Origin of the sequence: Streptomyces avidinii, assembly GCF_045161815.1 — a bacterium.
Classification (GTDB): domain Bacteria; phylum Actinomycetota; class Actinomycetes; order Streptomycetales; family Streptomycetaceae; genus Streptomyces; species Streptomyces avidinii.
This window is the reverse complement of the sequence record NZ_CP108863.1, coordinates 5127214-5150690: the sequence shown is the minus strand read 5'-3', so window position 1 is coordinate 5150690 and position 23477 is coordinate 5127214. Positions and strand designations below refer to the sequence as shown.

Sequence of the window (23477 nt, the reverse complement as noted above, 5' to 3'; positions counted from 1 at the left end):
GGGAGGGGTCAGCGGCCCGTGGCCCTGGGCCAGAAGCGGTCCAGCCACACGAGGGTGTCCCGCATGACGTAGTGGTCGGCGTTCGGGCGCAGCGCGGAGAGCAGGAAGGACCGGGCGCCCTCGGAGGGCACGCCCAGGACGGTGAACCGGGGGTCCGGCGTGCCCTGGGAGCCGACCGGGTGGAACTCCGGCGTCAGGTCGAGCCCGCCCGGCAGGAAGTCCTCGCCGTCCGCCGACGGGTTGCGCCACAGCCGCACCAGACCCCGGTCGAGCAGGTTGCGGTAGAGCGGCAGGGCGTCGAGCCGCGGGTCGAAGCCGTGCATCCGGGCCTCGACCAGGACGTCGACGGGTCGGGACAGGCCGGTGTGCGGGCCCTCGACCACGGCCTTGCCGGTGGCCTCGTCGAGCCGGACCCGGGCCTCGGGTCCCGCGCCGATGTCCAGCAGCCCGCAGTCGATCAGGGCGGCCATCTTCTCCATGATCTCGGGGGCCGCGCCGTTGGCCAGCCGGTTGTGGTGGCGTACGTAGTGCCGCAGGAAGTGGCGCTGGGAGGCGGCGGTCAGTCCCGCGTGGTCCACCGCGTACGAGATGACCCCGCGCAGGTCGCGCCAGACGCCGTCCGAGGCCGCCTTGTGGGGGTTCCTGAGGTTGCCCTGCCGGGCCCACAGCCGGTCGCGGGCCATGAACGACCGGACCGCCGCGCGGAATTCACCGGGGGTGCCGGCCGGCGGGACCGGGGCGACGGCGCGGTGCCAGTCGAAGCGGTTGCCGTGCAGGTACGTCTCCAGGCCCCAGGCCGAGTCGAGGGCGTCGGTGACCGTGCCGGGCGGCAGCGACCGGTCGACGCAGCGGCGGACCTCCGCCTCGGCCGAGGGGCCGTACACGGTCCGGGTCCAGTGCAGCAGGACCTCGCGGACCGGCCAGGTGACCGCTCCCTGGGCGGTGAACAGCGCGGACTTGCCGCGCAGTACGCCCTCCAGCACGTCGGCGATCTCGTCCACCGCGCGCTCCAGCGGGGCGAGGAGGTGGCCGGGCCCGTCGGCGGGCGTGCCCGTCACGAAGGCCAGGTAGCCCGGGAGCGCGCGCTGGGTCAGCAGCAGGGCCGCGGCCGGGCCGAAGAGGGTGACGTAGTGCAGGTGGGCCATCTCCAGGACGATCAGCGGCAGCAGGTCGCGCTCGAAGTCGAGCTGGGGCTGCCCCGACCCGTCCGCGGCCGGGGCCCGGCCGGCGTGGGCCCGCAGCTGGTCGACCGCCGCGGTCGTCAGGAAGGTGCCGGGGTGGTCGCCGGACCCGTCGCTGGGCTTGTGGTTGTCGGGGCGGGCGAAGGTGAACAGCCCGGAGCCGCTGAAGGCCACGACGGCCGCCGGTTCCCGGCCGGAGGGCCGGTAGACCAGGGCGGGCCCGTCCTCGTGGAAGGAGCCGCCGCGCCCTTCGGTGAGATGGAGGATCGTGTCGATGGCGGTGAGCCCCATGCCGGCGCAGCCGACGACCGTGCCGGGTCCGCAGCTGCCGGCGTCGAGCCGGTCCTCAAGCGGGTACGGGTGCGGCACGTGGCGGGTCCCGACGGCGGCGGGGCCGGCTGTGCTGCGGCCCGCGGCCGAGCGCCGCGGATCGTGGTACGAGTGCCCCGTGAGCAGCAGCACCTCGTCCGCGGTGCGGCGTTCGCCGTCGGCGGTGACGACATCCAGCCGGTGGTCCGCTGCGGGGGCGATGTCCACGACCTCCGCGTGGTGCAGGTGCAGTGCGGCGCCCGGGTGGCGGCGCAGGTCCGCGGCGAATGCCTCGAACATGTCGCGCAGGGCCAGTCCGTGGACGTAGCGCTTGGGCCAGTCCTCCGGGCCCAGGTCCAGGTCCGGGTCGCCGGTCTCCTCGAAGCGGCGCCGGCACCACTCGTGCAGGGTGGGCCGCTCGGCCGGCGGGCGCAGCGGGCCGGCACCGGTCACCGTCTCGTCGGCGGCGAAACCGACCTGGGCGCCTATGCGGTTGAGGTAGCTCGTCCGCGCCTGGTCCGGGCTGTGCGCCCGGCCCGCGCCGAACGCGCCGGTGCGCTCGAAGAGGTCGACCTCCAGCCGGCGCCCCTCCCCGAGCCGGTCGATCGTCGCCGAGAGCCTCTCCAGGGCGTACGTGGCCCTGGGCCCGCCGCCCACCACGGCGAGCCGGTAGGGCTCGGACGTGGCCGCGGGTCGGCCGGATGCGTCAGCTCGGGGGGTGGTCACGGGCACCTCATTCAGTGGTCGGAGCGGCTGGGCCGTCTCCGGGCCCGGCAGGATCCGGAAGGGACGGCCTGGGCCGGGGCGGGTCAGGCCCGGGCCGGCAGGGTGCGGGCGAGGGCGGCGAGGAAGCGGTCGATGTCGCCCTCCGTCATCCGGCCCATGGTCGAGAGCCGGAAGAAGTCGGCCGCCAGCTGTTCCTGGGCGCTGTAGATGACGAACCCCTCGGCGCGCAGGCCGCGGTGCAGTTCGCGGTAGCCGGTGCCGGCCGGGATGCGGACGGCGGTGAGCGAGGCGGCCCGCTGTCCGGGCGGCAGGAGGATCTCCAGGCCGAGTGCCGCCAGGCCCTCGCGCAGCCGCCCGGCCAGGGCCGAGTAGCGGGCGTGGCGGGCCTCGCGGCCCTCGGCCAGGGCCAGGTCGAGGGCCTCGTCGAAGGCGTAGAACGCGGGGATGCCGGGGGTGAACGCCGGTGCCTGTGCCTTCTCCTGGGCCGTGTAGTGGCGGTGCAGGTCGAGGTAGTAGCTGCGGCGCGGGGCGCCGGCCAGTCCTTCGAAGGCGGCCCTGGCCGCGCTGACGAATCCGAGGCCGGGGGCGCCCTCCAGGCACTTGTTGGCGGAGCCCGCCAGCCAGTCGATGCCGTCCTCGGCGAGCCCGATGCATTCCGCGCCGATGCTGCTGACGGCGTCCACGACGACCTCGCGGCCGTGTGCGTGCGCGATCCGGGTCACTGCGGCCACGTCGTTGAGCATGCCGCTGCTGGTCTCGTGGTGGACCACGCCGACATGGGTCAGGCCCGGGTCGGCGGCCAGGGCCCGGTCGACGGCCGCCACGTCCACGGGGGTGGCCCAGCCCAGTTCGAGCCGGTGGGCACGGATGCCGTGGGCGTCCGCGATGTGCTGGAAGCGTTCGCCGTAGTGGCCGTTGTCGATGACGAGGAGGGCGCCGTCGCGGGGCACGGCCGAGCTGACGGCGGCCTCGACGGCGGCGGTGCCCGAGCCGGTGAGGACGACCGAGGTGTGCCGCTCGTCGCCGCCCGCGGCGAGGGTGGTCTTGTGCCGGACGCGGGTGAGCAGGTCGGAGAACTCCGGCTCGCGGTGGCACATGTCGGGCCCGGCGAGCGCCGCCCGCACCCGGTCGTCGGTGATGACGGGGCCGGGGTTCATGAGGACGAGGCGCTCCGGGCGCGGTGGCGTGCTGTCGTTCATCGGGCGATCGCTTCCTTGAATCGGGCCGCCGAGGCGGGCGGGGCCAGGGCCGGGCGGCCGAGGTTCGGGTCGGATCCCGGGGCGATCCGTACGCGGATCAGCTGGGCTCCCCCGTCCCGCTGGGCGCGCAGCACGGCGGCGCGCAGGGCGTCCGCGTCCGTGACGTCGTGGGTGGCGCGGTATCCGCAGGCCGCGGCGATGGCTGCGAAGTCCACCCCGGCGGAGGCAGTGGGCTGGCCGCCGGTGGATTCGTAGGACTCGTTGTCCAGCAGGATGTGGCACAGGTCGGTGTCCCGCCGGCGGCCGATGGTCGCCATCGCCTCCAGCCGCATGAGGGCGGCGCCGTCGCCGTCGAGGACGGCGACCCGGCGGCCCCGGGCGTGCATCGCGACGCCGAGGGCCACGCTGGAGGCGCAGCCCATGGAGCCGACGACGTAGAGGTTCTCGGGGCGGTCGCGGTCCCGCTCCAGTTCCCGCGCGGTCTTGCCGGTGGTGGCGACGAGCAGGGTGTGCGGGTCCATGGCGGAGACGATGTGGCCGATCGCCTCGGCGCGCTTCATGAGCTGCGGGCCGGGCGCGGCGGCGCTGCCGCCGACGGGTGCCTCGTAGGGGGCGATGACGCCCTTGGGCACGATGAACGCGAACGGCAGTCCCGTGGCGGCCATGTGCTCGGCGGCCGCTTCGAGGCGCTGCGCGAGCAGGGCGGGGTCGTCCGGGAGCACCTCGTTGCGCACACCCATGGCGGTCAGCATGTCCGGGGTGATCCGGCCCATCAGCTCGTGCTGCGGCTCGTCGGGGTGGCCGGGGCGGCCGCGCCAGGTGACGAGGAGCAGGACCGGCAGGCGCAGGGTGTGGCAGAGGGAGGTCAGCGGGTTGACGGTGTTGCCCAGTCCCGAGTTCTGCAGGATGACCACCGGGCGGCGGCCGGCGAGGTGGGCCCCGGCGGCGAGCGCGACGGCCTCGCCCTCGTTGGCGGCGATGACGTACTCCTGCGGGTGCTCGGCCTCCAGGCAGGAGATGACCGGGCCGAGGAAGGAGCAGGGCACGCCGGTGAACGGCCCGTGCCCTTGGGCCTGGAGCAGTTCGACCACAGTGCGGGCCCGGAGCACCCGCGGGGGTCCCGCCGTGGGCGTCGTGGGCGTCGTCGTCACCGCGCTCACTGGCCGCTCTCCCGGGTGGCGAACAGCTCGGCGGCGCGGGCGAGGTCCTGCGGCGTCCGCAGTTCCAGCCAGCCGGAGCCGATCTCGACGGCCCGTACCCGGTGTCCGGCGGCGAGCAGGTCGACGAGCAGGTCGGCCAGGGTCGCCTCGCGGCCGTTGGCGCGGCGCTTCTCGGCGACCTGGCGCAGCGCGCCGAAGCCCTCGGCGGAGAAGACGGCGGCGCCGGCGAACTCGCCGTCCGCCTCGGCCCCGACGGCGGCGAGGACCCCGCTGCCCGAGGCGGCGCCGATCCGGCGGCCGCCTCGGGCGACGGAGTCCAGGGCCAGCGGCAGGGCGTCGGCGCGGCGCTCCGCGCCGGGGCCGTCGGACACGTCGACGAGGACGGCGATGTCGCCGCCCGCGGCGACCAGCCGGCGCAGCGGCTCGCCCTCGACGAAGACGTCGCCGGAGACGATGACCGTGCCGCTCAGGTAGCCGTCGTCCAGCGCCAGTACGGCGCCTGCGGCGTCCGGCTGGGCGGGCAGCAGCGTCACGTCCTGCGGGACGGGCCCGGGGTCGTCGCCCGCGGTGGCCCCGGCCGACACCGCCGCCATCGCCGCCACCGCCGACACCGACTCGATGTCCGCCCGGCGCAGCGCGGTGGTCTGCTCCGCCAGCAGGCCGGCGGCGGGCGCGGTGGGCGGGCCCGGGACGATGAGGGAGCGGGCCCGGCTCGCGTACGGGGTGATGTACTCGGCCTCGTGCCGCTTCTGGAGGGACATCCCCTGGAGGTCGAACACGGTGGCCAGGGGGGCGATCCGGTCCTCGATGCCGGTGGTGCGGTCGTCGCGCAGGATCGTCTCGAAGGCGTCGGTGACGGCGGCGATGCCCGCGCGCAGGCCGTGGTTGGCGTAGATGACCATCTTGGCGCCGGCCTCGGACAGTTCGGTGGCCGTGATGGTGTGGTAGGTCGTGGGGACCACGACGACCGGGGTCGGCAGGGTCCAGCGCTCCAGGAAGCGCAGCACCGGTTCCGGGGAGCTGCCCTTGGCGTGGATCAGCACCGCGTCGGCGCCGGCCGCCGCGTACGCCTCGCCGCGGCGCAGGGCCTCGTCCATGCCCCAGCCCGCGATGAGGGCCTCGATGCGGGCGATGACCATCAGGTCGGGCGTGGTCCGGGCGGCCTTGGCGGCGCGCAGCTTCCCGCAGAACTCGGCGATCGGAGCCAGTTCCTGACGGCCCGGGATGAAGCTGTTGACCTTCGGGAAGCGCTTGTCCTCGATGGATACGCCGGCGATGCCGGCCGCCTCGTACCGCCGGATCATGTTCATGACGTTGTGGGCGTTGCCGTAGCCGGCGTCGCAGTCGGCCACCACGGGCACCTCGACCGCCGCCGCCAACGAGCCTGCGGTGGCGAGCAGTTCGCTCATGGTCAGGATGTCGGTGTCGGGCACGCCCTGGGAGGCCGAGACCTCCAGACCGCTCGACCAGACGCCGTCGAAGCCGGCGCGTTCGGCGAGGCGCGCACCGAGCGGGTTGTGCGCGCCGATGATGCGTACCGTGCCGGGGCGGTCGAACAGTTCGCGGAGCCGGCGGGCTCCGGACGTCCTGTGGTCCCCGCGTGCCTCTGTCGTCCCAGTAGTCATGCCGATTCTCCTGTTGTCCGCATTCGTGCGTGAGGGGCGCAGCATCATCGGGGCGGCCCACATAATGCAATTGCCGGAAATTCAATGGGTAGGGGTGAAAAAACGGTCCCTGGATTCGGTCCGGATATTCGGTCCGACGGGCCGCGCATTCACGCCCCGGGTCATACGGTGACCGCCGTGATCACCAGGCCGTCGGCCACCAGCCAGCGGCCGTCGAAATGCCGTACGGTACGGCCGCCCGCCACCGGGCCCGGAACGAGCAGGCGGGCGTGGAACTCGCCCTCGCCGGTGGCCGGACCCGGTTCCGGACGGAACCGGAGCTCGGCCTGGGTGAAGTCGAGCCAGCGCCCGGTGAGCGGGAACCACGCCTTGTAGACCGACTCCTTGGCGCTGAACAGGACCGTGTCCCAGTGCAGCCCGGGCCGGGACCCGCCCAGCGCCCGCAGCTGCCGGCGCTCGTGCGGGAGCGCCACCGCCTCCAGGACTCCCGGAGGCAGCGGAACGTGCGGTTCGGCGTCGATGCCGAGTCCGGCCAGCTCCGCGGACCGGGCGGCGGCCGCCGCCCGGTAGCCCTCGCAGTGGGTGATGGCGCCGGCCACCCCCGCGGGCCACAGGGGTTCCCCCGAGCCGCCCACGGGCACCGGCCCGGCGGGCACGCCGAGGCGGTCCAGCGCCCGGCGGGCGCAGTGCCGCCCGGTGCCGAAAGCGCGGCGGCGCCGCTCGGAGGCCCCGGCCACGGCGGCCAGTTCCTCCGGGTAGAGCCGGGGTGCGGGTACGTCCGCGTACTCCGCCGCACTGGCCACGCCGGCGGGCAGGATCCGCTCGATCACCGGTCGTGCCCTTCGCCGGATCCCGGGGGCGCGGCCTTGCCGCGCCCCGCGAAGAGGCCGGCGACGGCGCCCAGGGCCGCCACCGCCGCGGTCGCCAGGAGAGCCTGCTGCATGCCCTCCAGGAACACCGTCTGCCCGATCCGGGTCAGCGTGGCCTGCGCCGCGTCGACCGCACCGGCCTCCGGTGCGAGACCCACGGCCACCTTGCGGACCGCCTCGTCGAGGGCGCCGGGCTCCAGCACGACGCCCTCCGCGGCGAGGCGGCCGGGCAGGGCGGACGCGGTGTGGGCCGCGACCAGGGCGCCCGCGACGGCGGTGCCCAGGCTGCCGCCCACCTGCATGGACGTCTGCTGCATCCCGCCGGCCACACCGGACAGTTCCACCGGCGCGCTGCTGATGACGAGCTTGGTGGCGCCGACCATCACCGGGCTGAAGCCGAGCCCGAGGAGGAAGAAGCACAGGGTCGTCTCCAGCGTCCCGGACCGGGCGTCGAGCCCGGAGAGGGCGCACATGGCGGTGGCCGTGACGAGCAGTCCGGCGACCACCGGGGCCCGGGGGCCGGACCTGCTGATCCACATGGCCGCGGGCGGCGCGCCCACGATCATCAGCAGGGTCAGGCCGAGAACCCGGATCCCCGAGTCCGCGGGCGACAGCCCGAGCACGTTCTGCAGGTAGAAGATCAGGACGAACGGGGCTCCGAACATCACGAACGACATGGCGAGCATGGTCAGGACGCCCACCGTGAACCGCACCGACCGGAAGATCCGCGGCGGCACCAGCGGATCGTCGGCCCGCCGCTCCCACCAGGCGAAGAAGGCGCCGAGCAGCAGCGCGGCGGCCAGCAGCACCGTGGTCCGGGCATCGGGCCGGCCCCGGTCCGCGACCGTGGCCAGGCCGCCGACGAACAGGCAGAGCGCGCCGCCGAGGACGGCCATGCCCAGCAGGTCCAGCCGCCCGGACCGCCCGCGCTCGGCCCGCGCGTCGCGCAGGACGACGACGCCCAGCACCAGGGCGAGGGCGCCCAGCGGCACGTTGAGGAAGAACACCCAGCTCCATGCCGCGTGTTCGACGAGCAGTCCGCCGACGACGGGGCCGGCCGCGGTCGACGCCGCGATGACGGCGCTGCGCACGGCGATCGGCATGTTGAGCTTCTCGGCCGGGAAGGCCGTGCGCAGCAGGCCGAGGGTGGCCGGCTGCATCAGCGCGCCGAACACGCCCTGCAGGACGCGCAGGCCGATCACCCAGCCCAGGCTGCCGGAGGCGCCGATGGCCACCGAGGTGGCCGTGAAGCCGGCGGCGCCGATGAGGAAGACGGTGCGGTGGCCGTACCGGTCCCCGAGCCGGCCGGCGGCGATCAGCAGGGCGGCGACCGCGAGCAGGTAGCCGTTCGTCACCCACTGGATGCCGGTCAGGCTCGCCCCCAGGTCGGCCTGCATGGCCGGCTGGGCGACGGTGACGATGGTCCCGTCGAGCGAGACCATCATGGCCCCCACCGACAGGGTCAGCAGGGTCAGCCAGGGGTGGCCCCGCACCCCGCGGCGCGTCGCGGCGGGCGGGCCGCCCTGCCCCTCGGCGGCCGCGGCGTGTCCGGTCGCCCCGCTCATGTAAGGAGCTCACCCGGCTGCCTCGCGGCCGCCAGGCCGGACGTCTCGCCGGAGCCGTCGCGTTCGCCGCCGCGCCGGCCGTCCCGGGTGCCGTCGCCGTCCTCCGCGGGCTTCCAGCCGGGCGGGCCGAAGACGTAGCCGAGCTTGTGGCGCAGGGTGCGGGCCCCGCGTACGTCGCGGAACATGTTGCCGAACTCGTGGACCTGGATCTTCCAGATGGAGAAGGTCTCGATCTGCTTGGTCAGGCCGTACGTGGGGCGCTGCACCTCGGGCTGGAAGGTGCCGAAGATGCGGTCCCAGAAGATCAGGATGCTGCCGAAGTTCTTGTCCAGGTACTCCGGGTCGTTGCCGTGGTGCACCCGGTGGTGCGAGGGCGTCACGAAGATGTACTCGATGGGGCGCGGCAGCTTGCCGATCTTCTCGGTGTGCGCGAAGAGCCCGTACACGAGGTGGGCCGAGTGCATCGTGAACACCAGCGCGGGGTGCACGCCCAGCAGGGGCAGCGGCAGCCAGATCATCTTCTCGAACCACTGGGCCCACTTGCGGCGCAGGGCGGTCGAGAGGTTGAAGTACTGGCTGGAGTGGTGCACCTGGTGGCCGGCCCAGATGAGCCGGATGCCGTGCGCGGCGCGGTGGTACCAGTAGAGGAGGAACTCCACGCCGAAGAAGAGGATCACCCACGTGGTCCACGACGTGGACGACAGGTGCCAGGGCGCCACGTACTCGTAGACCAGCAGGTACAGCGCGAGCGCCACGGTCCGCAGCAGGGTGGACGAGAGCAGCGCGCCGAAGCCCGTGAGGATGCTCGCCCGGTGGTCCCGGAGGTCGTACCCGGGCCGCTCGTCATGGTCGTCTCCGAACTTGATCGCCAGCATCTCGATCACGATCAGCAGGGCCATGGCGGGCAGGGCGTAGACCGCTGGATCGTGCAGCCGGTCCAGGACCTTATCGAGCATCGGTCTGTCTCCTTGGTTTCGACTTCCGCAATAGCGTAAAGACGCTCCCTAAAAGGCCCCCTAAAGCCGTCCTTAACTCCCGCCTGCACCGCCGATAACGGGCAGTCGAGCAGGACTGTTTAAGTCTCGTTTTAGCCGCCACCCGGTACGCTCGCCGTCGGCTCGGCAGAATCCCGGAGAGCACACGGGTAGAGAACACCGGCCGCGCGTCGATCGAAATCACCATTTCCGGGTCGTCGCCCTTTCGAACGATTCCAGGAACGGGGTGCGGATGAGCGGGAGTCACGTGGAGGTCCGCCTGGAGCGGCCCGCCCGGGGCACGGGCCCCGTACGCGTACTCGCCCTGCACGGGCTGGCCGCGAGCGGGACCAGCTGGCGCGCCTACGCCGAACACGCTGCCCCGGCCGTCGAGTTGTGGACGGCGGAGCTCCCCTGGGGAACGGCCGGCCCGACCGACTGGAGCCGGGGCGGTGACCCCGCCGAGTGGATCGGCTCCGCACTGGCCGCGGTACCGGGCGGGGCCGACGTCGTCGTCGCGCACTCCTTCTCCGCCGTCCTCGCCGTCCAGTACCTGGCCGGCGTCCCGCGGGGCGAGCGGCCCCGCGCGCTGGTCGTCGTATCGCCCTTCCACCGCGCGGACCCGGCCGACTTCCACTGGGACGACGCCGCCCACTACCTCGGCATCTTCCAGGAGGTCTTCGAGGAGGCGCTGCGGCTCCATGCGGTCCGTGAGCTCGCCCCGCAGATGCGCCGGGACATGGCCGTCCTCGTGCGCGACCGCGTCGGTCCGTACGGCTGGCTGCGGTTCTGGGAGAGCTACCTGCGCACCCCCTCCGTCGACACCCGGGGCCTCGGCCTGCCGGTGCTCGTCGTCGCCGGGGAGGACGACCGCTTCGCCCCGCCGCGCGACGCCGCCGCACTGGCGGCCGCCCTGCCCCAGGGACGGCTGGAACTGCTGCGGGGCTGCGGGCACTTCCCGATGAGCGAGCGGCCCCGGCTGTTCGCGGACACGGTCCACCGGCTGATCGCCGAACACATCGCGGCGCCGTCCGCGGCCGCCACGAGAGCGAGTTGACCCCTTGGACCCCTCCACCCCCGACGTCTTCGTGACCGGAATCGGCGCGGTCAGCTGTCTCGGCGGCAGCGCGAGCGAGTTCTGGACCGGGCTGAAGGCCGCCGCGGCCACCGCGCGGCCCACCCCCGTGCCGGGCCTCACCGAACGGGTACCGGACGTCCTCGCCTACCAGGTCGCCGACGGGGCGGCCGGAGCGGCCGGCCCGGCCGCCGTCGGCGCGCGGGGCGACCTGGGCCGTGCCGCGGGCTTCGCGCTCGCCGCCGCCCGCGAGGCGGTGGCGGACGCCGGCCTCGGGCCGCGCGAGCTCGCGGAGGCGGCCGTGGTGATCGGCACCGCGGTCGGCGAGAGCGGCGGCCGCGAGGGCGCCGACGGGAGCACCGTTGACGGCGACGGCGGCTGGGAGCCGATGTTCTCCGTCGCCGCCTCGGTCGGCGGCGAACTCGGCACGTTCGGCACGAACATCAGCGTCAGCAACGCCTGCGCCGCCAGCGGGTACGCGCTGTCCGTCGCCGTGGACCTGATCCGCCGCGGCGAGGCGGACACCGTCCTGCTGGGCGGCGCCGAGGGAATCGCCTGGGTACCGCTCGCGAGCTTCAGCCGGCTCGGCGCCGCCGATCCCGAGACCTGCCGCCCCTTCGACGCCGAACGCCGGGGAACCGTCTTCGGCGAGGGAGCCGCCGTGCTGGTCCTGCAGTCGGCGCGGGCCGCGGCCGGGCGCCGTACATACGGCCGGGTGCTGGGCACCGCCTGGAGCTGCGACGCCCACCACCCCACCGCACCCGATCCGGGCGGCGAACAGCTGGTACGGGTCGCCCGCGCGGCCCTGGACGAGGCGGCGCTCGGGCCCGGCGACATCGGCTGCGTCGTCCCGCACGGCACCGGCACCCGGCAGAACGACGTGATCGAGCACCAGGTGCTGCGGGAGGTCCTCGGCGAACACGCCGCGCGGACGCCGCTGTTCAGTCTGAAGGCCTTCATCGGGCACACCGCCGGGGCCGCCGCGGCCTTCGCCGCCGTGTCCGCCGCGCTGATGGCCCGGCACGGGGAGATCCCGGCGAACGTACCGCTGGCGCACCCGGACCCCGAGTGCCCGGTCCTGCTGCCGCAGGACGGACCGACCGTGCTGGAGCGGCCGAACGTCCTGGTCAACGCGTACGCGTTCGGCGGGAGCAACTTCACGATGGTGTTCGGGGGCGAGGCGCGGTGACGGCAACGGCGGCGATGACGGTGCCGGTGCCGGTCTCGGTGGCCGAGTCCGTCGTGCACGGCGCGGCCCTGGTGCTGCCGCCGGACGGGACCGACCCCCGGGCGCCCTGGTTCGACCACCGCGCACGGCTGGGCCGGGGGTACAAGTACCTCCCGCCCGCCTGCCAGTACCTGCTCGCGGCCGCCCGCACCGCCCTGGCCGCCTCCGGCGAGGAGGAGCAGCGGCACGCCCCGGAGCTCCGCGGCGCCGTCGTCGGTACGAACAGCGCCGTGGCGGCCCTGCACGCCGACATCGAGGGGACGGTCCGCCGGGAGGGGGCCGGCGCGCTGAGTCCCATGGGCGTGCCGTACTTCTCGGTGAACCTCGTCGCCGCCCGTCTGTCGACCGAACACCGGCTCAAGGGCTTCAACCTGACGGTGACCTCGCCCCGGGTGGCCGGGATCGAAGCCCTGCACCTGGCCGCCCTCGAACTGGCCGCGGGCCGCACCGCCGTGGCGCTGGCCGGTGCCACCGAGGCCCCCGACCCGCGGGCCGGTGACGCCGTGCCGGAGGCGGGTGCCGCGCTGCTCGTGCTGCGCCCGGGCGGCGGTCCCGTACCGGCCGACGGGGCGGTGCTGCGGACCGTACTGCGGTTCCTGCCGCCGCCCGCGCTGGCCGCTCCGCAGGGCCGCGCGCTCGCGGAGGACTCCGTACGACAGGCGCTGGACGCCCTCTGCGCGGCCGGTCCCGGCCCCTACGAGGTCGAGCTGCTGGCCGACCCCTCCCCGGTCGGCGACGCCGTCGCCCGCGCCCTGCGCGCCTGGTGCGCCGGGCGTGCGCCGGTCTCGACCGAGCACTCCGGGGCGCGTGCCGGGGCGCTCGCCCCGGTGGCCCGGCTGGCGGCGCGCCCCCTCCCCGCGGCCGGCGGCACCCGGGTGGCCGTCGTCGCCTCCCGCGCGGGCACCGTGGCGCTGGCCTCGATCCACTCCCACCGACACACCAACTGAGAGGTACACATGCTGACTTCCGTCAAGGGCTCCTGGTGCCTGATCCTGGGCGCCTCCAGCGGCATGGGCCGGGCCACCGCCCTGGCCATGGCCAAGGAGGGCGCGAACATCTTCGGCGTCCACTTCGGCACGGCGGCCCAGCAGGAGGAGGCCGACCAGCTGGTGGAGGAGCTGCGCGCCACGGGGGTGCAGGTGTCCTTCCACAACGCCAACGCCGCCGGCAAGCAGACCCGCGCCGAGCTGGTGCCCCTGCTGAAGGAGCTGGCCGGGCCCGACGGCGTACGGGTGCTGCTGCACTCCCTCGCCTTCGGCAGCCTGCTGCCCTTCCTCCCGCAGGAGGGTCAGGACGATGTCATCACCCCGCGCCAGATGGACATGACCGTCGACGTCATGGGCCACAGCCTCGTGTACTGGGTGCGGGACCTGTGGGTGGCCGGACTGCTGCCGCGCGGCGCCAAGGTGTTCGCGCTCACCAGCCGCGGCGACGGCCGGGTGATGCCGAGCTACGGCGCGGTCTCCGCCGCCAAGTCCGCCCTGGCCTCGCACGTGCGCCAGCTGGCCGTCGAACTGGCCCCCTCCGGTGTCTCGGTGAACGCCCTGCGTGCCGGACTGACCCTCACCCCGGCGCTGCTGCGCATCCCGGGCAGCGACGGCCTGGCCCGGCACGCCTCGGAGTCGAACCCGCACGGCCGCCTCACCGTCCCCGAGGACGTCGCCGAGGCCGTCGTCATGCTCTCGGCCACCGACTCGTCGTGGATGACCGGCAACGTCATCGACGTCGACGGCGGCGAAGGCCTCGTCTGATCCCCGCACCGCCCATCCGACAGCAGGAGAGAACGATCATGCCCGAGCAGACCACCAGCGCCGCCGTCCTGGACATCGAGGACCTCCGCGGCACCATCGCGGAGATCCTGGACGTCGACGCCTCCGAGGTGACCGACACCGCCGACTTCAAGGAGGACCTCGACGTCGACTCCCTGCTGGCGCTGGAGATCCTCGTCACCCTGGAGCGCAAGTACCACGTGAAGATGGAGGAGTCGAACCTCCAGCTGATGCGTTCCCTCAAGGTCGTGCACGACCTGCTGGCAGAGAAGCTCGAGACCGCGTGATGCCGCAGGACAGCCGCCGGGTCGCGGTGGTCAGCGGCGGATCGCGCGGCATCGGCCGGGCCGTCGTGGAGCGGTTCCTGACCGACGGCTACGACGTCGGCTACTGCTACCGCTCCCGCCCCGCCGACGCCGATGCCATCGAGCGCCTCGCCGCCGAGCACGGCGGCCGGGTCCTCGCCGCGTCCGTGGACGTGACGGACCCGGACGCCGTACGCGGTTTCCTCGACGGCACGCAGGAGCGGCTCGGGGCGATCGACGCGATCGTCACCAGCGCGGGCATCGTCCAGGACGGCCCGCTGGTGACGATGGGCCAGGAGGCCTGGACCAGCGTCATCGACACCAACCTGACCGGCACCTACAACGTGTGCCGGGCCGCGGTCTTCGCCCTCATGAAGCAGGGCCGGGGCAGCATCGTCACCCTGTCGTCCGTGGCGGGGGTGTGCGGCAGCGCCACGCAGGCCAACTACGCGGCCTCCAAGGCCGGGATCATCGGCTTCACCAAGTCGCTGGCCAAGGAAGTGGCCCGGTTCGGCATCCGCGCCAACGTCGTGGCCCCCGGTCTGATCGCGACGGACATGACCGACGGGATGAAGGCCAAGGCCCGCGAGGCCGTCCTCGCCCAGATCCCGCTCGGCCGGATCGGCACCGCGGCGGAGGTGGCCGACACCGTCGCGTTCCTGGCGTCGGAACGCGCCGCCTACATCACGGGACAAGTGATCCGGATCGATGGCGGCATCGGCAACTGAGGGAGCGCGTTGATGGCAGCAACAGCAGCGGCGACGGCGCACCGGAGGTCCACGGCGGTCGTCGTGACCGGCCTCGGTGTGCTCACCCCGATCGGTACGACCGTGGAGGGCTTCTGGGACGCGGCGGTGCGCGGGGTCGTCGGCACGGCGCCGCTGAACCGCCCCGACGCGGCCGACTTCCCGGCCCGGCTGGCCGGCGAGGTCAGCGGCTTCGACGCGCCGCGCGCCCGCGGTGACCGCAGCCTGCGGCTCGCCTCGGCCGCGGTGGCGGCCGCCGCGGCCGACGCCGGGATCTCCCGGTGGACCGGGGACCCGTACCGGGCCGGGATCTGCCTCGGCACCCTGCTGGGCAGCCGCGCCGGACTGGAACCGGCCGTCACCGGCTTCCACCGCGGTACGGACGCCCCCGCCGCGCGGCGATCGGCGGCGGACCTCATGGACGCGGTGGCCCGTGAACGGGGCTTCCTCGGCCCGGGCCCGGCGGTCGCCACGGCCTGCGCCTCGGGCAACAGCGCGCTGGCGCACGCCGCGGACACCATCCGGGCGGGCCGCGCCGACGTGATGATCGCCGGCGGGGTGGACGAGCTGTCCAGCGGCATCATGATGATGTTCGCCAGCCTGCGCTCGCTGGCCCCCGACTGCCTGCGGCCGTTCGACCGGGGCCGCGCCGGGCTGGTGGTCTCCGAGGGCGCCGCGGCACTGGTCCTGGAGTCGTACGAGCACGCCCGCCGCCGCGGCGCGCATGTGTACGCCGAACTCGCGGGCTGGGCCTCGGCGTCCGACGCCCACCACATGACGGCCCCGCACCCGCAGGGCAGCGGCGCCCGCCGCTCGATGCTGCGGGCCCTGGGGATGGCCGGGATCTCGCCCGACCGGGTCGACCACGTCAGCGCGCACGGCACCGGCACCCCGTCCAACGACCGGGTCGAGGCCCAGGCCCTGCGGGAGGTCTTCGGCCCGCTGACCCCCGCCGTGACCTCGCTGAAGGGGGCCCTGGGCCACACCCAGGGCGCGGCGAGCGCGATCGAGGCCGTGGCATGCGTCCTGGCGCTGCGCGACGGGGTGATCCCGCCGACGGCCAACCTGGTCGACCTCGACCCGGAGTGCGACGTGGACGTCGTACGGGGTCGGGCGCGCGAGACCCCGGTGCGGGTGGCGGTCAACAACGCCTTCGGTTTCGGGGGCAACACCGCCTGCACCGTCTTCACCCGACCGGGCACCGTCACTGGCACCCGCACAGGCGCCCGCCCGGGCACCGTCACGAGCACAGCAGGGAGCCCCCGATGAGCCCGACCGCCGGCCCGACCGCCGCCGTCACCGGCATGGCCCTGGCCACCGCGCTCGGCCCCGGCCTCGACGCGACCCTGGAGGCGCTCGCGGCCGGCCGGACCGGCTTCACGCCGACGGCCGCCACCGACGGCCTGTACCCGGGCGAGGTCAAGGCCCCGGCGGGCGCGCTGGCCGACGACCTGCCCGACGTACCGGCCTTCGGCCGCCGCCGGCTGCGGGCGCTGAGCCGCGAGTCCCTGCTCGTCTCCCGGCTCGGGACGCTCGCCTGGCAGGACGCCGGGTTCGGGGCGGACGCGGCGCCGGACCCGCAGGAGACGGCCGTGGTCCTGGGCACCGCCGCCGCCGGTCTGTCCGGGTACCTCCAGGTGCTGCGGGACGGCCTGACCCTCGGGCCCGAACTCGTCAGCCCGTACGCCGGCCCGCAGGGCAGCCTGAACGCCGCGGCCTCGGACCTGTCCATCGCCGCGGGCGCGCAGGGCAGCATCGTCACGGTCACCGCCGGACGCTGCTCGGGCGCCCACGCGCTGACCGTCGCGGCCGACTACGTGGCCACCGGGCAGGCGGAGGCCGTGCTCGTGGCGGCCGTGGACATCCTGGATCCGCTCCGGCTCGCCGCGGACGGCGGCGGTGCGCCGCCCGGTGAGGCCGCGGTGGTGTTCGTCGTCGAGGACGCCGGACGGGCCCGCGCCCGCGGCGCCCGGGTGCACGCGGAGATCGCGGCACCGAGCACCCTGCGCGGCGCGGTCGACGGAGGGAGCGCCGCCGGCCCGGCGATCGGCGCGGCGCTGGCCGCGGCCGGTGTGGCGGCCGGGGAGCTGTCCCTCGTCTGCTCCTCCGCCACCGGCGGGCAGCCGGCGGACACCGCGGACACCGCGGACGGCCCGCAGGCCGCGGAAACCGCCGCCGTGCGGGAGGCCGTCGGCCCGGACGTGCCCGTCCTCAGCCCCTTCGGCGCCCTCGGTGACTGCGCGGGCGCCACCACCCTGCTCCAGGTCGCGCTGACCGCGCGGGCCCTGGCCGATCGGGGGCCCGGCGGCGGACCCGCGCTGGTCCTGACGACCGACGGGAACGGGCAGGCCGCGGCCGTCGTCGTCCGCGTCCCGTAGCGACGCGGTTCCCGAAGTCGGACCCCGGAACGCAGAACCAAGAACCCAGAACCCAGAACTCATGAACGCACCAGGGAGAACCGGACCTCCGGCCCCTGCCGTACGGAGGTAGGAAGTGAATCACGACCCGGCTGAGCTGATCGCCATCGTGGGGATGGCAGGGCGATTCCCCGACGCTCCCGACACGGACCGGTTCTGGGACCTGCTCATGGACCGCGGTGACGCGATCCGCCCCGTCCCCAAGGCCCGTTGGAACACCGATCAGCCCCTGGACCCGGAGAAGGAGATCCAGGCCCACGGCGGATTCCTGGAAGGCATCGACGAGTTCGACGCCGCGTTCTTCGGGGTCTCCCCGCGCGAGGCGGAGGTCCTCGACCCGCAGCAGCGGCTGATGCTGGAGACCAGCTGGCTGGCCCTGGAGGACGCGGGCATACCCACCGCGAGCCTGGGCGGCACCCGCACCGGCGTCTACTTCGGCGGACTGTGGCAGGACTACGAGCGGCTGCGCGAGGACCGCGGCGCCCGCCCGACCCAGCACTCCATCTCCGGCAACGCGCTCGACATGCTCTCCGCGCGGATCTCCTACTTCCTCGGCCTCACGGGTCCCAGCCTGACGCTGGAGACCGGCTGCTCCTCCTCCCTGGTCGCCCTCCACCTGGCCTGCCAGGCGATCCGCTCCGGCGATGTGGACGGCGCCCTGGTCGGCGCGGCCAACCTGATGCTGACCCCGGACGTGACCATCGGACTCACCCACTTCGGCGGTCTCTCGCCGAAGGGCCGGTGCAGTGCCTTCGGCGCCGGGGCCGACGGGTTCGTCCGCGGCGAGGGCGTCGCCGCCGTCTACCTCAAGTCCCTGGCGCAGGCCCGCCGGGACGGCGACCGGGTGCACGCGGTGATCGTGCGGACCGCATCGAACAACGACGGCGGCGGCACCAGCCTGGTGACGCCCAGTGCGGCCGGCCAGGAGGACCTGCTGCGCCACGTCTACGCGGACTCCGGCATCCCGCTCGACCGGGTCGCGTACGTGGAGGCGCACGGCACCGGCACCCGGGCCGGCGACCCCGTCGAGGCGACGGCCCTCGGCAGGGTGCTGGGTCAGGCCCCCGAGCGGGCGGGCCGGCCGCTCGGCATCGGTTCGGTGAAGACGAACATCGGGCACCTGGAGCCGGTGGCCGCCCTCGCCGGGCTCTTCAAGGCGGTGCTCTCGCTGAAGAACGGCGTCGTACCGCCCAGCCTGCACTCCGCCGAGCTGAACCCCGACATCCCCTTCGGCGAACTGGGCCTCCAGGTCGTCCGGGAGCCGCTCCCGCTGCCCACGGACGGCCCGGTCTACCTCGGCGTCAGCTCCTTCGGCTGGGGCGGCACCAACGCCCACGCCGTGATCACCGCCGCCCCGCCGGTCGCCGGAGCAGAAGCCGAAACCGAAGCCGGAACGGACGCCGGAACGGACGCCGACGCGGGCGCCACCGGCCGTGACGCGCCCTTCGTCCTGCCGCTCAGCGCCCACAGCCGGCCGGCGCTCGTGCAGCGCGCCCGCGACGTGCGCGCTGCCCTGGACCGGCCCGGCGCCGACCCGCGGGAGATCGCCGCGGCCCTGGGCTGGCAGCGCGACCGGTTCCCCTTCCGGGCCGGCCTCGTCGCCACCGACGGCGACGGGCTGCGCGCCGCGCTCGACGCGTACGCGGCCGATCCGGAGGCCACCTCGTCGAGCACCGTCACCGGCCGGGCCCGCGAACGCGGCCGCACTGCCTTCGTCTTCCCCGGCCAGGGCTCGCAGTGGGCCGCGATGGGCACCCGGCTGTACGCCGAGGACCCCGCCTTCGCCGCCGTGATCGACCGCTGCGCCGAGGCGCTCGCCCCGCACACCGGCTGGTCCCTGACCGAGGTGCTCACCGGCCGCGCCGGTGACGCCTGGATGGGGCGCGTCGACATCGTCCAGCCGGTGCTGTGGGCGGTCTCGGTGGCCTTGGCCGCCGCCTGGCGCGCCGCCGGTGTCGAGCCGGACGTGGTCGTCGGCCACAGCCAGGGCGAGATCTCCGCCGCCACCGTGGCGGGCATCCTCTCGCTGGAGGACGCCGCCCTGGTCGTGGCCCGGCGCAGCGCCGTCCTGCTGCGCACCGCCGCGGGCACGGGCCGAATGCTCGCCGTGGACCTCGACGTGCACGCGGCCACCGCCGCCCTGGAGGGCTTCGAGGACTGTGTGGCGCTCGCCGTGCACAACGGCCCCAGCTCCTGTGTGCTGTCCGGCGACGCCGACTCGGTGCTGCTGCTGAAGGAGCTCCTGGAGGCGGACGGCACGTACTGCCGGCTGATCAACGTGGACTACGCCTCCCACAGCCCGCTCATGCGCGAACTGACCGGCGAGCTGCACGAGGTGCTGGCTCCGGTGCGGCCCGGCAAGGCGGAGATCCCGCTCATGTCCACGGTGCGCACCGCGGCCCTGGACGGTCCGGAGATGGACGGCGCGTACTGGGTGGAGAACCTGTGCCGCCCGGTGATGTTCGCCGAGGCGGTGGACGCGCTCCTCGACGAGGGCGTCACCCATGTCGTGGAGGTCAGCGCCCATCCGGTCCTGGTGCCGGCGCTGGAGCAGATCGGCGCGCTGCGCAAGGAGCCGCCGGCCGTCCTGGGCACCCTGCACCGGGACCGGGGCGCCCCCGAGGACCTCGCGGAGAGCTTCGCGGAGGGCCACGTGGCGGGTCTGACCCCGTACGGCCCGCGTCCGGCCTCGCGCGACGCGGGCGTGCCCGCGTACCCGTGGCAGCGCGAGAGCTACTGGGTCGGTGCGGCGCAGCGCGGTGCGGGCCGTTCGGCGGCGTTCGCCTTCCCGCTGGTTCCGCTGCCGACCGAGGCCGGTACCTGGCACGGCACCGCCGAGATCGGCACCGGCTCCCACCCCTGGCTCGCCGACCACCGGGTGCACGACGCCGTCGTCGTACCCGCGGCGGCCTCCGTCGAGCTGTGCCTGGGCACCGCGGCCGCCCGTACCGGTGGGGTCCCGCAGTCGCTGCGCGGGCTGTCCTTCCTGAGCGACATGACCCTCACCGACTCCGGACTGCACCTGGGCGGCGTCTGGCGGGAGGACGCCGGCGAGGGCGCTGGCCTGGAGGTGCTGTCGCTGGCCGACGGAGCCGACGGCTGGACGCGGCACATGACCGCGCAGGCCTCGTACCGCGCCGAGCAGGTGGCCGTACCGGACTTCCCGGCCGCCCTGCTGCTGGAACAGGCCGTCGACGGAGCCGCGTTCTACCGGTCCTGCACCGCGCGCGGACTCCAGTACGGGCCCGCCTTCCAGGGCGTACGCGAACTGCGCGTGCGCGGCGAGGAGGCCCTCGGCCGGGTGGTCCTCGCCGAGCAGTGCCGGCCCGGCGCCCGCCGGTTCGTGCTGCACCCCGCCCTGTGGGACGGGGCGTTCCAGCTCTCCCTCGCGCTCGTCGGGGACGAGGGCACCGTGGTGCCGGTGGCGATCGACCGGCTCTCGCTCCTGCCGGGACGGCCCTCGGACCTGACCGAGCTGTGGGTGCACGCGCTGCGCCGGCCCGACGGCCTCTTCGACCTGGCCCTGTACGGGTCCGACCGCCAGCCGGTCGCCCGGGTGGCCGGGCTGGAACTGCGCCGCCTGCTGACGGGCGAGCGGTCCGGGCCGGCCCCCGAACGCGTGCACCGCTTCGGCTTCCACGAACGGGAGTACGCCGGGCCGGACGGGGCGCGGCAGCAGGGCCCCTGGCTGGTGTGCGGCCCGGAGTCGGCCGCGGCGGCCGCCGGGGAACTGGCCGCCGCGCTCGGTGGTACCGCGGTGACGCTGCCGCCGGCCGGCCCGGTGCCGGCCGAGGCGCTGCGCGCCGCCGACGGCGGCGAGGTCGTGTTCGTGGCCCCGGACCGCGCGGCGGGTGCGGCGGAGCAGCGGGCGGGCCTGCTGGCCCTGGCCGCGCTGGCCGGTGCCTGCGCCGACCGGCCGGTCGCGCCGCGCCTGACCGTGCTGACCACCCGGGCGCAGGCCGCCTCGGCCACCGAGGCGCCCGACCCCGGGTCGGCCCTGTACTGGGGGTTCGTACGGGTGCTGCAGGGCGAGCACCCGGGCCTCGCGGCCCGGCTGGTGGACACCGCGCGCGAGGCGGACTGGGCGGCTGATGTCGTACGCGAACTGCTGGACGCCGAGCGCGAGGACCAGGTCCTGCAGCGCGCGGGCCGGCGGCTCGCCGGCCGCCTGGAGCGCGGCGGGCGCCGGCCGGACGACACCGGTGAGGTGCTGCCGTACACGGTCCGCCAGCCCTTCCGGCTGCACCCCGGCCCGCGGCCGGGCCTGTGGGAGTCGCTGCGCTACCTGCCGCTGGCACGGCGCGCGCCCGGACCGGGCGAGATCGAGATCGAGGTGGACGCGGCCTCCCTCAACTTCATCGACGTGATGAAGGCCGTGGGCACCTACCCCGACGAGGCGGGCGGCAAGGAGCTGCTCGGCGGCGACTGCTCGGGCCGCGTCGTCTCGGTGGGCCCCGGCACGACCGGGTTCCGTATCGGCGACCGGGTGGTGGCGTGCATCTTCGGCGCGATCGTCTCGCACGTGACCGTCCGCGCCGGCCACGCGCGGCCGGTGCCCGCGCAGATGACGCAGGAGGACGCCGCCGCGCTGCCGCTGGTCCTGGCCACCGCCTGGTACGCGCTGCACGACCTGGCCCGGATCGAGCCCGGCGAGACCGTACTGGTCCACTCCGCGGCCGGCGGTCTGGGCCTGGCCGCGGTGCAGGTGGCCCGGATACTGGGCGCCGAGGTCATCGCGACGGCGGGCAGCGCGGCCAAGCGCGCCTACCTGCGGGAGCTGGGCATCGAGCACGTCTTCGACTCGCGCGAGCCGTCCTGGGCGGACGCGGTACGCACCCGCACCGGCGGCCGCGGGGTGGACGTGGTCCTCAACTCGCTGACCGGCGCCGCCCTCACCCGCGGGCTGGAGGTGCTCGCGGAGGACGGCCGGTTCATCGAGGTCGGCAAGAAGGACATCCACGGCGAGCGCACGCTGGGGCTCGCGCCGTTCCGCAAGGGCGTCAGCTTCGCGGCCGTGGACCTGGAGGGGCTCGTCATGCGGCGCCCCGACCGGTTCGCCCGGCTCTTCCGCGCCGTCTGGGACGAGGTGGAGGCGGGCCGGCTCAGCGCGCTGCCCGTCACCCAGTACACCTTCGACGACGCGGCCGAGGCGCTGCGCGCCATGTCGCACGGCGACCACATCGGCAAGTTCGTGCTGCACGCTCCGCAGTCCGTGGAGCGGGTGGTGGCGGATCCGCTGCCGCACGGGCGGTTCCGCGCCGACGGGAGCTACCTGATCACCGGCGGCCTGGGCGACCTCGGGCTCTCGCTCGCCGAGCACCTGGTGGCCCGCGGGGCCACGGCCCTTGCCCTGCTGGGGCGTTCGGAGCCGAGCGGGCGGGCGGCGGAGCGCATCGCGGCGCTCCGGGAGGCCGGCGCGCGGGTGTCGGTGGTGCACGCGGACGTCGCCGACGCCACCTCCCTGGACCTGGCCCTCGCCCGGATCCGGGCCGAACTTCCGGCGCTGCGCGGGGTGTTCCACGCGGCGGGCGTCCTCTCCGACGCGGTGGTGCGCAACCTCGACGAGGCGGGCGTGGCCCGGGTGCTGGCGCCCAAGCTGGACGGCGCGGCCGAGCTGGACCGGCTGACGGCGAACGACCCGCTGGACCTGTTCGTGCTGTTCTCCTCGGCGGCCGGGCTCGTCGGCAACGTCGGGCAGTCCGCCTACGCGGCGGCGAACACGTCCATGGACGCGCTGGCCACGGCCCGGCGCGCCGCCGGGCGGCCCGCGCTCAGCGTCCAGTGGGGCACCTTCGACGGCATCGGCCTCGCGGCCCGGTCCGCGGAGCGCGGCGACCGGCTCGCCGACCGCGGCATGGACGGGTTCGAGGCCGCCGAGGCCTGGCGGGCGCTGGAGTTCTTCCTCACGGACGGCGAGAGCGTCGTGGGCTACGTCGCGCTGGATCCGCGCCGCTGGTTCGAGACGTACCCGGCCGCGGCGGGCCTGCCCAGCTGGAGCCTGCTGCGCGCCACGAAGGAACCGGGGGCCGCCTCCGGCGGGGACTTCCGCCAACTGCTGGACGGCTGCGCCGCCGGGGAACGGCCCGCGGTGGTCGAGGAACGCGTACGGCAGCTCGCCGGCCGGGTGCTGCGGATCCCCGCGGAATCCATCGACCGGGAGACCCCGCTCAAGTCGCTGGGACTGGACTCGTTGATGAGTCTGGAGCTGCGCAACCGGCTGGAGGCCGATCTCGGGCTTCGGCTGTCACCCACCCTGCTGTGGACGTACGGCGCCCTGCGGCCGCTGGCCGGCGCCCTCGTCGAGCGGCTCGCGGAACAGGAGGCCTGAC

16 protein-coding genes are annotated in these 23477 nt (G+C 74.9%); 9 read left to right on the top strand and 7 right to left on the bottom strand.

Annotated features, from left to right (window positions below; translation table 11 throughout):
- Positions 1–8: 8 nt before the first annotated feature.
- The 7 genes from OG373_RS23115 to OG373_RS23085 form a co-directional block, all read right to left on the bottom strand.
- Positions 9–2216 carry an FAD/NAD(P)-binding protein gene (locus OG373_RS23115; protein ID WP_405440050.1) on the bottom strand — a complete coding sequence of 736 codons (2208 nt, stop codon included), beginning with the start codon at positions 2214–2216 and terminating at the stop codon, positions 9–11.
- Between the two features lie 83 nt (positions 2217–2299).
- Positions 2300–3415: a 2-aminoethylphosphonate aminotransferase gene (locus OG373_RS23110; protein WP_405440049.1), complete on the bottom strand. Its 1116-nt coding sequence runs from the start codon at positions 3413–3415 to the stop codon at positions 2300–2302.
- Positions 3412–4575, bottom strand: a complete 1164-nt coding sequence (aepY, locus tag OG373_RS23105) for a phosphonopyruvate decarboxylase (RefSeq protein ID WP_405440048.1) — start codon at positions 4573–4575, stop codon at positions 3412–3414. Before aepY ends, OG373_RS23110 begins: the two co-directional genes overlap by 4 nt.
- Positions 4572–6200, bottom strand: a complete 1629-nt coding sequence (locus OG373_RS23100; protein WP_405440046.1) for an isocitrate lyase/phosphoenolpyruvate mutase family protein — start codon at positions 6198–6200, stop codon at positions 4572–4574. Before OG373_RS23100 ends, aepY begins: the two co-directional genes overlap by 4 nt.
- Before the next feature lie 161 nt (positions 6201–6361).
- On the bottom strand, positions 6362–7030 hold the full coding sequence (locus tag OG373_RS23095) for a 4'-phosphopantetheinyl transferase (RefSeq protein WP_405440044.1): 669 nt from the start codon (positions 7028–7030) through the stop codon (positions 6362–6364).
- Positions 7027–8634: an MFS transporter gene (locus OG373_RS23090; protein WP_405440042.1), complete on the bottom strand. Its 1608-nt coding sequence runs from the start codon at positions 8632–8634 to the stop codon at positions 7027–7029. The genes OG373_RS23095 and OG373_RS23090 overlap by 4 nt, the downstream gene beginning before the upstream one ends.
- Positions 8631–9590: a sterol desaturase family protein gene (locus tag OG373_RS23085; protein ID WP_405440041.1), complete on the bottom strand. Its 960-nt coding sequence runs from the start codon at positions 9588–9590 to the stop codon at positions 8631–8633. Before OG373_RS23085 ends, OG373_RS23090 begins: the two co-directional genes overlap by 4 nt.
- Positions 9591–9861: 271 nt before the next feature.
- Here OG373_RS23085 and OG373_RS23080 point away from each other — a divergent pair, with 271 nt between their 5' ends.
- The 9 genes from OG373_RS23080 (at position 9862) to OG373_RS23040 (ending at position 23476) form a co-directional block, all read left to right on the top strand.
- Positions 9862–10665 (top strand): alpha/beta fold hydrolase, encoded by an 804-nt coding sequence (locus OG373_RS23080; RefSeq protein WP_405440040.1) that lies wholly within the window; start codon positions 9862–9864, stop codon positions 10663–10665.
- A gap of 4 nt (positions 10666–10669) precedes the next feature.
- A complete protein-coding gene (locus OG373_RS23075) occupies positions 10670–11872 on the top strand; it encodes a beta-ketoacyl-[acyl-carrier-protein] synthase family protein (protein WP_405440038.1) in 1203 nt (400 codons plus the stop codon).
- Positions 11869–12858 (top strand): beta-ketoacyl synthase N-terminal-like domain-containing protein, encoded by a 990-nt coding sequence (locus OG373_RS23070; RefSeq protein ID WP_405440036.1) that lies wholly within the window; start codon positions 11869–11871, stop codon positions 12856–12858. The genes OG373_RS23075 and OG373_RS23070 overlap by 4 nt, the downstream gene beginning before the upstream one ends.
- Positions 12859–12867: 9 nt before the next feature.
- The gene (locus OG373_RS23065; protein ID WP_405440033.1) at positions 12868–13662 is read left to right on the top strand and encodes an SDR family oxidoreductase; all 795 of its coding nucleotides are present in this window, start codon (positions 12868–12870) and stop codon (positions 13660–13662) included.
- Positions 13663–13700: 38 nt separating this feature from the next.
- Positions 13701–13967 carry an acyl carrier protein gene (locus OG373_RS23060; RefSeq protein WP_405440032.1) on the top strand — a complete coding sequence of 89 codons (267 nt, stop codon included), beginning with the start codon at positions 13701–13703 and terminating at the stop codon, positions 13965–13967.
- Complete coding sequence (gene fabG / locus OG373_RS23055) at positions 13967–14713, top strand: 3-oxoacyl-ACP reductase FabG (RefSeq protein WP_405440031.1); 747 nt, start codon at positions 13967–13969, stop codon at positions 14711–14713. Before OG373_RS23060 ends, fabG begins: the two co-directional genes overlap by 1 nt.
- A gap of 12 nt (positions 14714–14725) precedes the next feature.
- Entirely contained in the window at positions 14726–16000 is a 1275-nt protein-coding gene (locus tag OG373_RS23050) for a beta-ketoacyl-[acyl-carrier-protein] synthase family protein (protein WP_405440030.1), read from the top strand.
- Positions 15997–17109, top strand: a complete 1113-nt coding sequence (locus OG373_RS23045; protein WP_405440029.1) for a beta-ketoacyl synthase N-terminal-like domain-containing protein — start codon at positions 15997–15999, stop codon at positions 17107–17109. Before OG373_RS23050 ends, OG373_RS23045 begins: the two co-directional genes overlap by 4 nt.
- 115 nt (positions 17110–17224) lie before the next feature.
- On the top strand, positions 17225–23476 hold the full coding sequence (locus OG373_RS23040; RefSeq protein WP_405440028.1) for an SDR family NAD(P)-dependent oxidoreductase: 6252 nt from the start codon (positions 17225–17227) through the stop codon (positions 23474–23476).
- The last annotated feature ends 1 nt before the right edge of the window (position 23477 follow it).